Origin of the sequence: Deefgea rivuli DSM 18356, from assembly GCF_000620145.1 — a bacterium.
GTDB classification, from domain to species: domain Bacteria; phylum Pseudomonadota; class Gammaproteobacteria; order Burkholderiales; family Chitinibacteraceae; genus Deefgea; species Deefgea rivuli.
Genome location: NZ_JHVM01000017.1, coordinates 56,046 through 65,994, shown reverse-complemented (window position 1 = coordinate 65,994; position 9,949 = coordinate 56,046). Strand labels below are relative to the sequence as shown.

Below are 9,949 nucleotides of genomic sequence, written 5' to 3'. Positions count from 1 at the left end.
TGCCTGTTTCGTCGAGTAATAAATAGCAATCGAGTTTGGATTTAGCCACATCAATACCGAGGTAAAACATGATGAGAATCTCCTTTAAAATGCCCAATTCGCCCATTTGCCTTGTACATGCAGGGTCAAAGCCCTTGGCTACCGTTCAGTGTCTTGACTGGCGAAAGGAGTAAGGTGAAGGGTTCAATCTACCTTGCAAGGTCTGTGCCTTAAAGTGCCGCTCAAGCTCACTTCACCTCATGTGATACTAGCTAAGCATCACATTGAACAAGATACAAAGTGCCGCGCGGCATTAGCGCGACCATGCTGGTTAGAAAATTGAAGTTTCAAGTTACAATTGCAGAGGATAGCGCATAAAAATAACCGCTAATTTATAGCGGTTATTTAATTCGGTGTAATGCCCCGCGCTTATTGGAACCCTACGGAATTTACTCCTTACGAGTTACATAACAATAAACTATGGAGTACTAAATCGAGCATTAAATGTACTTTCTATCAACTGCTTTAACGAAATCACTACGACCAGACGATCATCATAACAACCTCCACCTTCATTTTCAATGTTTGAAATATTCCAAACACCTTCCGATATTTTATTTACTTCGCCAAAACAAGTATACTCATCTTTAATTTTACAAGAATCTGGCAAGTTAACTGTCCATGCAACAATATAATCAACAATAGCTAATGCATGATTAAATGGACCCGAATCTGTAAAATTATATTTGTACTCAATTGAAATCAAATTACTCTCCACTAACGGACTAGTAGAAGATTTGTCTCTCATTCCAACGCTATCGATTCCTTGTGTAGAGAAAGTTAACACTTTCTTCCAGAACTCAGAAAAAGGACTACCACTAGGTACGATAGTCGCAAGCTTTGCATACAAAACCCCAACTAAGTACTCTTCGCCTGGCTGAGGAGATAAGTACAACTCATTACTTTCACTACTGGAGATTCTAAATCGTTCACGCAGCTTAATAGCCTTTTTAGACGCATCCAAAATAGATATTTGTTCATTTAATTTATTTTCTGTACTTTCTTTTTTTAATCTAGAAATCAACTCAGAGAATACTGCGCTATTTCTTTTAAAGTCATCAAAAAACTTTCTAATTTCACTCAAAAATGCAGGGCTACTTAAAATATCGAATGCCTTTCTACTTAGTGAGTTTCTATTGGTAACCAAATCAAAATCACCATTAACAATAATAGAAAAATGACCAGGGCTTTCACCATCGGCCAATACAGAATAATCAGAAAGTTCCGTGTTATAAAATATGTCCATGAAGCGGCAAATTTTAATACCATTTACTGCAACAAAAAAACCTCGTTGATCAACCAGTCTAACACCTGAACGTGCGGTTCCTTTTCTATCAAGTGTCGTATACTCTTCATGTGCACGCCGATTGCCATCAACTGTTGCTACTATTGAAAACTTACTGCCTGATACATTAAAAGTTTTAGCTGAGCGGGCCATAAATCTACCATCACGTAACCGCGAAATCTGCGATGGCGATTTGACCTCTGTATCCGAACTTGAAGCAGCAAGGTATGGAAATCCGCCCTGAATTCTCATTTCTTGACCATTAACAATAAATGCAAGCTCCGCTGTTTCAATCGGCTTGGCCACTTGTAAAACATGATTTGGTGAAAAACCTTGCTCTTTCGTAATAACTCTAACATCACCATGACGAGTATAAAACCTAACATAGTTACTTAAATATGAACTAATAAAGTCATCCTCAAATAGGAAATGTTTTTCAAAATTTTCTGTATCAAGTTCTTGGATTACAATCAAAGTACCTGATTGAAATCTACTCTGAAAAAAACTCTCATCAAAAAAATCAAGCGTATTTTGTGTTTTTGCAGATAGCGTTGACAAAAAAGATGCCAACTCAACCCATGGGCTATCAGTGTTTTCAGGAGAAATGTCATAGTTAATAGATAAATTTTGCCTAGGATTTTCTACAACCTTAAACAGCCATTGACTATCACATTCACTACGAGTTATTACTAAAATTCGATTGCATGCAAAACAAAGTTTTGAACCCTGACATTTATAACCAATCGACTCTCCCTTTTTCTTAGTTGACTTACCGATAGAGAAAAAAGCTTCATAAGGAGTGATTCCGTTGGTTAGTTCTTTAGTGCTTAAACCAGTACCATCATCAAAAAATAAAAATCCAGATTCTTCTTTCAGCGGGGCATAAATTATACTCTTAGCTTTTGCATCATACGAATTTGATATTAACTCTCGTACGACTTCGCACGGATCATTTCTATTTACAGAGAGTTCACCTAGAACATGCTTAAATTCAATTTGTGGATTCATAAAAATATACTCTCGAAAGCATTAATAATTGTGCAAAATAAAAATGCGACAATTGTCGCATTTTTGATTAATCCCAGCTCAACGCCCCACCCGTTTGATACTCAGTAACCCGAGTTTCAAAGAAATTTTTCTCTTTCTTCAAATCAATCATTTCACTCATCCACGGGAATGGATTGGTGACGCCCGGGAATAATTCATTCAAACCAATTTGCTGCATACGGCGATTGGCGATGAAGCGGAGGTATTCTTTGAATTGCGCCGCATTCAGGCCCAATACACCGCGTGGCATGGTGTCCTCCGCATAGGCGTACTCCAGCTCAACCGCGTGTTGGAACAAGCCCACCAATTCGGCTTTAAAGCTTTCCGTCCACAACTCTGGATTTTCCATTTTGATCGTGTTGATCAAATCAATACCAAAATTGCAATGCATTGATTCATCGCGCAGGATGTATTGATATTGCTCGGCGGCGCCGGTCATTTTGTTTTGACGGCCGAGTGCCAAGATTTGCACGAAGCCAACGTAGAAGAACAGGCCTTCCATAATGCAAGCAAATACGATGATAGAGCGCAGCAATTGCTGGTCGGTTTCGAGCGTGCCGGTTTTGAAGGCTGGGTTGGTCAGCACGTCGATAAATGGCATCAAGAAATCGTCTTTATTCTTGATCGATGCCACTTCGTTGTAGGCGTTGAATACTTCGCCTTCGTCCAAACCCAAAGATTCAACAATATATTGATACGCGTGCGTGTGAATCGCTTCGTCAAACGCTTGGCGCAGCAAGAATTGGCGGCATTCTGGCGAGGTGATTTGGCGATAGGTGCCGAGCACGATGTTGTTGGCAGCCAAACTGTCCGCAGTCACGAAAAAGCCCAGATTGCGCTTCACCAGACGCATTTCGTCTTCAGTGAGCTGGCCAGTTTTCCATTGCTCGATGTCGCGCTGCATATTCACTTCTTGCGGCATCCAGTGATTAGCGCACTGCGCGAGGTATTTTTCCCAAGCCCATTTGTGTTTGAACGGCACGAGCTGATTCACATCGGTCGTACCATTAATCACGCGTTTGTCGTCGGCGCTGATGCGTTTTACAGGCGCGGCGGCAGGTGTTGCAGGCGCAGCGCTGGTGAATGTTGGGAGCACGGCGCTAGGCGCGGGCGCAGCTGGGCGAGAGAGAAGTTCTTCATCAAAACTAAGCATGATCTTTCCTTTTTATTGAGCTGTGGCAGCTGCATTGAGCGGCCGAATAACGATATTGCTAAAATCAGTGACGCCACGGCGGGCTTCTAAATCAAAAAAGTCGCGTTCGGGATTTACGCTAAATTGTACGTCCGAGCGAAAACTCATATTCACATGCACTTGGCCGAGATAAACCACTTCGCCAGCGGCGAGCGTGAAAGGCTGCTGAATCTCCAGACTCACCATTTCACGACTAGAAGACTGGACGCCGTCTCGTAGCCACGAGCCTGTGGCATTCGTAACCGTATGCTGACCGGCAGGCAAAGACAGCACCAAAACTCGGCCTCTTGCAATCTGGCTATTGCCAATTTGAATGCCTAAGGGTCTAAACGAGAACGTCAATCGTCTATCTTTTAGATAATCAGGATTGCTTGGCGCGCGAATCAAATCAGTGCCAAGGTTGATTTGCTCTGTCGTTCTGCCGGCGGGGCCATCGATGTGCAAGGCTAAATCGGCGGACTGATTGTTAAACGACTGCGCGGTCAGCGCAATAATGGCGATACCGTGGCCCGGTGGCGGGGTAAGACGGCCATTTTCCACTGGGACTGGCATGCTGGCGCAAGCTGATAATACAAAGCTCATTACAAGCACAAGGCTTTTCCACATCTTTAATTCCTTTTCCTTTATTGCACTGTAGCGGCTGCATTGAGCGGCCGAATGACGATATTACTCAAATCGGTGACGCCACTGCGGGCCTGTAAATCAAAAAAATCTCGTTCGGTGTTTTGGCTAAACGTCACATCAGGGCGAAAGTTCATATTCACATGCACTTGCCCCAGATACACCACTTCACCAGCGGCAATTGAGAACGGTTGCTGAATATTCACGTTGATAAACTGCCGCATAAAAAATCCATTACTGCTATCGCGTCGCCACGATCCAGTCGCATTGGTCATCATGTAATGACCCGCAGGCAGCGGCAGCACCAGCAAACGACCCGTTGAATTGTGGGTACTACCTGGCGCACGAATAAAATCGGTCGCAAGGCGCATCTGCGATGTTGAAGTGCCTGCTGCGCCCGCAATATGCAGCGCCAAATCGGCAGTCTCATCGCTAAACGATTGCGCGGTTAAGGCAATAATCGCCAAACCTTGACCGGGCGCTGGGGTGAGGCGGCCATTTTCAACGGGGGGACGTAAGTTCGCGCAGCCCGTTAACACGGCCATCATCGTTAAAAATAAAGCTAATTTTTTTAGCATTTGGATTAACTCCGAAATTCACCGGCGATTTGGCGAACCTGTGTTTGCCAATGCGCTTTTTGCTCGCTACTCAGCCAACTGGCTTCAAAACTATTCAAAATCAGCTGGACGATTTCGTCTTGCGTTAGATCCAGCGCGGCGCGGCAGGCGAGTAGATTGGTGTTGAGATATCCTCCAAAGTACGCCGGATCGTCTGAATTGACCATCGCGCACAGACCAGCGTTAAGTAATTCCCGCAGATTGTGTTCGCGTAAATCTTTGACCACACACAGCTTCAAATTCGACAGTGGGCACACGGTGAGCGGGATGCGTTCCGCCGCTAAACGCTGCACCAAAACTGGATCTTCGGTACAGCGCACGCCGTGATCGATACGTTTGGATTTGAGTAAATCCAATGCTTCCCAGATATACGCCGCAGGGCCTTCTTCACCGGCGTGCGCAACGGCGGGCAGACCCAATTCAGCGCAGCGCGTAAATAGGCGTTCAAACTTGCTTGGCGGATGGCCGAACTCACTTGAATCCAAACCCACACCATCAATTTGCGCCAAGTAGGGCATAGCTTGCTCTAGCGTCGCAAAACCGTCTTCTTCGGATAAATGACGCAAGAAACACATAATCAGCTTGCTGCTAATACCCAGTTGCTGATGCCCATCGGCCAGAGCGCGATGAATGCCGGCCAGCGGCACCGCAAAATCAATGCCACGCGCGGTATGCGTTTGCGGATCGTAAAAAATCTCGGTATGAACGATATGGTCGGCTTTGGCGCGCAGCAAGTAGGCCCAAGTTAGATCGTAAAAATCTTGCTCAGTGATCAGCACCGATGCACCGGCGTAATACAAATCTAAAAATGATTGCAGGCTATCAAACTGATACGCCGCACGCACCGCATCCACATCGGCATACGGCAGCGCCACGCCATTGCGCGCCGCCAGTGCAAACATCATTTCCGGCTCTAGCGAACCTTCGATGTGCAGGTGCAGTTCGGTTTTAGGCAGACGGGCAATCAATTGGTCGAGTGGGTGTTGGTTCACAATCATTCCTTTTAATTCAGATTTTCGGGATCACCGATATTTAAACGCACTGTTTTCAATGGGCTTAAATATCGGCACCGCAGAGCGATGCAATGGGTATATTGATGTAGGCATTATTAAATAATGCCTACATTCAAATACCCATACTATATAAATTACTTCATTTTTAATGAGTCATGCTTTTCTTGCCATTGCAGGCGCTAATGCCGCGCGGCACTTACTTTTCTTGAACGGCCAAGAAAAGTAAGCAAAAGAAGGCCGCCCTGCATCTGCGTCCGACTTCGTCGGATGCCCTCGCTGCGGACAATCGAGGCGGTTGCGCTCAAAACTCGTTCGGCCTCAACAGCAAAAGCATCGGCCTCTCTCAAACATTGATCGCAAAAAACCCGCCCCGCTTGTTCCTCGTTCGGCTTGACACAAGGGATCTCGCGCAGCCCAACGATAGCAACAAAAATAGATGTATTGCCATCCAAGCCTTATTAACAAAGCCCTACAAGCAAATACATCCATATATCAATCAGAGAGCATTTCAAAAAATGTAAACATACAAATATACACAAATGCTATGCCACGCTCGTTGGGCTGGGGCTTAAAAACCCCTGTCGCCCATCGCCGAGAGAGTGGAGAGAGACAAACAGCTTTATCGTTTGGCTCACGACCGACCGAGGGAAGCCCGGAGGGCCGCAGGCGGGGGTCGCCTTTCTTTGCTTCTTTCTTTGGCGACGCAAAGAAAGAAGTCCCCGTCGCGGATGCGACACCCAAACACGGGTGCCGCAGGCACTACATCCCTACATAAAACCATCCAAAACAAAACCTTCAGTTATTTCACTAAGGCGAAAGTACGATCCCAATTACTATGCCTTCCAGATGGACAAGGACGAACCCCAGGAAAAAACGTTTCAGTCAACTTCATACCTGTCATTTTATTCAAATCAAAACGTCGCCAATCTGGAATATTCCCCTGACTACTTTGGCCACCTATTTGATAACCCAGTATTTGGTTCTGACCATCAAGGACACCAAACACATGAGGCTCCACTACTCGTAACCGCCCACCGTAATTAAATTCAATCACTTTCTTTTCATGTATTGCTTGCTCAATCAAAAGGTTCACTTTAAATCTCCTTTAAAATCCACAACAACATTACAAACACATCAGAAAAGCAGCTATCTAATAAGCTTTAGCCCCGAGTCAAATGACATAGATTTATTGGTCTACTGGCACGCCTCGCAATCTGGATTATCAATCGAGCAAAACTTCGCATCCGTCGCTGGCGTGTTATCCACCGCTGCCGCAGTGGCAATCGCCGCTTGCGCTTGCGCGTAACCGCCATCCACTGGTACAGAATTCAACTCACCACCACGACCGGTTGATTTCTCAGCCGCAGTTGCCGCCAAAGTACGGAGGTAGTAGGTGGTTTTCAGGCCGCGCAACCAAGCGTGTTTGTAGAGTTCGTCCAATTTCTTGCCCGATGCACCGGCCATATAGATATTGAGCGATTGCGCTTGGTCGATCCATTTCTGACGACGGCTTGCCGCTTCAACCAACCATTTCGGGTCCATCTCAAACGCAGTGGCGTATAAATCACGCAAATCTTGTGGAATACGATCGATTTGCGCCACTGAACCGTCGAAGTATTTCAAATCCGACACCATTACTTCATCCCACAGACCGCGCGCTTTCAAATCGCGAACGAGGTGTTCGTTGATGACGGTAAACTCGCCTGACAAGTTCGATTTCACAAACAAGTTTTGGTAAGTCGGCTCGATACACGCATCCACGCCCACGATGTTTGAAATCGTCGCCGTTGGCGCAATCGCCAAGCAATTTGAGTTACGCATACCGTAGGCGGCGATGCGATCACGCAACATCGTCCAATCCAAACGCGAGCTGCGATCCACTTCGAGGTAGCCGCCGCGCTCTTCTTCGAGCAAGCGCAGTGAGTCTTGCGGCAAGATGCCACGATCCCACAAGCTGCCTTTGTACGTGGCATAAATACCGCGCTCTTGCGCTAATTCAGTCGATGCCCAATACGCGTGATACGCCACGGTTTCCATTGAGACATCAGCAAATTCAACCGCAGCATCCGAGGCATACGGAACGCCGAGTTCGTGCAAGCAATTTTGGAAACCCATAATGCCCAAACCAACCGGACGATGTTTCAAGTTCGACGTGCGCGCTTTGCGAACTGGGTAAAAATTGATGTCGATCACGTTATCGAGCATACGCATCGCCACTTTCACCGTGCGTGACAGTTTTTCAGCGTCGAGCTGGCCATTTTTCAAATGGTTGAACAAGTTAATCGAGCCGAGATTACACACGGCGATTTCTTCTTCATTGGTATTGAGCGTGATTTCAGTGCACAAGTTCGATGAATGCACGACGCCAACGTGTTGTTGCGGGCTACGGATATTGCACGGGTCTTTAAAAGTGATCCACGGATGGCCAGTTTCAAACAGCATCGTCAGCATTTTGCGCCATAGGCTCAGTGCTGGAATGGTTTTAGCCACGCGCATTTCACCACGTGCGGCTTTGGCTTCGTAAGCTGTGTACGCGGCTTCAAATTTCTTACCGACCAAATCATGCAAATCTGGCACTTCAGATGGGCTGAACAAAGTCCAATCACCACCGTCCATTACACGCTTCATAAACAGATCGGGAATCCAATTCGCTGAATTCATATCGTGCGTACGGCGACGGTCATCGCCGGTATTTTTACGCAATTCAAGGAATTCTTCGATATCGGCGTGCCAAGTTTCAAGGTAAGCGCAGACTGCGCCTTTGCGTTTACCACCTTGATTCACAGCAACTGCAGTGTCATTCACCACTTTCAGGAACGGTACAACGCCCTGAGATTTACCATTGGTGCCTTTGATATGGCTATTCATTGAACGCACAGGCGTCCAGTCATTACCCAAACCACCGGCAAATTTCGACAACAGCGCATTTTCTTTCAGCGCTTCAAAAATACCATCCAAATCATCCGGCACGGTCGTCAGGTAGCAGCTCGACATTTGGCTGTGGCGCGTACCCGAATTAAATAGCGTTGGCGTCGAAGACATAAAGTCAAAGCTCGACAACACATTGTAAAACTCGATTGCGCGTTCTTCGCGGTTCACTTCATTCAGAGCCAAGCCCATCGCCACGCGCATAAAGAAGACTTGCGGCAATTCGATGCGTTGCTCGTCGATGTGCAAGAAATAACGATCGTATAAAGTTTGCAGGCCCAAATAGCCAAACTGATAATCGCGGCTATGTTCTAACGCAACGGCCAATAGCTCTAAATCATACTGAGCGAGTTTCTCGTCGAGCAACTCAGCCTCAATCCCTTTTTTAATAAAGCGCGGGAAGTAAGTTGCATAGCGCTCGGCCATGTCTTCGTGGCTAGTTTCTTCGCCCAACACTTCACGGCGAATGGTGTTAAGCAGCAAACGTGCGGTCACCAAACCATAAGCGGGATCATTTTCGAGGAAAGTACGCGCAGCGAGTACGGCTGATTTGCGTAATTCATCCGCAGAAACACCGTCGTACACGTTTTTCAGCATTTCAGCCAAAATCAACGCTTGATCGGTGTATTGCTCAAGGCCAGTACACGCCGAAGCAATCAAGGCTTTGACTTTGACTAAATCGAGTGGGCGCGAGCTGCCATCTTCGAATAAGACATTAATAGCGTGCTGTTCTGACTCACCTTCATGGCGCGCTGCAGCGCGTTCACGTTGGCGCTCGCTACGGTAAAGCACATAGGCACGCGCCACATCGTGCTCACCCGAGCGCATCAAAGCCAATTCAACTTGGTCTTGGATGTCTTCAATATGGATCGCGCCACCTTCTGGCTTGCGACGCATCAAGGCCGATACCGCAGCATCTGTGAGCAAATGCACTTGATCGCGCACCGCTGCACTGGAAGCCGCATGGCTACCTTGCACAGCAATAAATGCCTTAGTGAGCGCCACCGAAATTTTCGACGGTTCAAACGGCACTACCGAGCCATTACGGCGGATAATTTTGTAGTTCGCGTGGGCAGTTGCATCATGAGAGATGCTAGATATTAGCGTGGTATCAGTCATTCGTTCACCAGTAGTGCATTCGCGGAGCATCTTTTTAATGATGCACGCCAGCTTGTGGATAATTTTGTGGGTTATTTGTGAAGAAACA

At 46.6% G+C, this 9,949-nt stretch carries 7 protein-coding genes; all 7 read right to left on the bottom strand.

Going from position 1 to position 9,949, the window contains the following annotated elements:
* Positions 1 to 457 precede the first annotated feature (457 nt).
* The 7 genes from Q320_RS20760 to Q320_RS0108800 all read right to left on the bottom strand — a co-directional run bounded on the left by Q320_RS20760 (position 458) and on the right by Q320_RS0108800 (position 9,861).
* Positions 458 to 2,332, bottom strand: a complete 1,875-nt coding sequence (locus Q320_RS20760) for an ATP-binding protein (protein ID WP_051534609.1) — start codon at positions 2,330 to 2,332, stop codon at positions 458 to 460.
* Positions 2,333 to 2,399: 67 nt separating this feature from the next.
* Entirely contained in the window at positions 2,400 to 3,524 is a 1,125-nt protein-coding gene (locus tag Q320_RS0108825) for a ribonucleotide-diphosphate reductase subunit beta (protein ID WP_027468705.1), read from the bottom strand.
* A 12-nt stretch (positions 3,525 to 3,536) separates the two neighbouring features.
* Entirely contained in the window at positions 3,537 to 4,169 is a 633-nt protein-coding gene (locus Q320_RS0108820; protein WP_027468704.1) for a hypothetical protein, read from the bottom strand.
* A 17-nt stretch (positions 4,170 to 4,186) separates the two neighbouring features.
* A complete protein-coding gene (locus Q320_RS0108815) occupies positions 4,187 to 4,762 on the bottom strand; it encodes a hypothetical protein (RefSeq protein WP_027468703.1) in 576 nt (191 codons plus the stop codon).
* Between the two features lie 5 nt (positions 4,763 to 4,767).
* Entirely contained in the window at positions 4,768 to 5,793 is a 1,026-nt protein-coding gene (locus tag Q320_RS0108810; RefSeq protein WP_027468702.1) for an adenosine deaminase, read from the bottom strand.
* 820 nt (positions 5,794 to 6,613) lie between these two features.
* On the bottom strand, positions 6,614 to 6,907 hold the full coding sequence (locus Q320_RS0108805) for a WYL domain-containing protein (RefSeq protein ID WP_027468701.1): 294 nt from the start codon (positions 6,905 to 6,907) through the stop codon (positions 6,614 to 6,616).
* Between the two features lie 101 nt (positions 6,908 to 7,008).
* Positions 7,009 to 9,861: a ribonucleoside-diphosphate reductase subunit alpha gene (locus Q320_RS0108800; RefSeq protein WP_051534610.1), complete on the bottom strand. Its 2,853-nt coding sequence runs from the start codon at positions 9,859 to 9,861 to the stop codon at positions 7,009 to 7,011.
* Between the last annotated feature and the right edge of the window lie 88 nt (positions 9,862 to 9,949).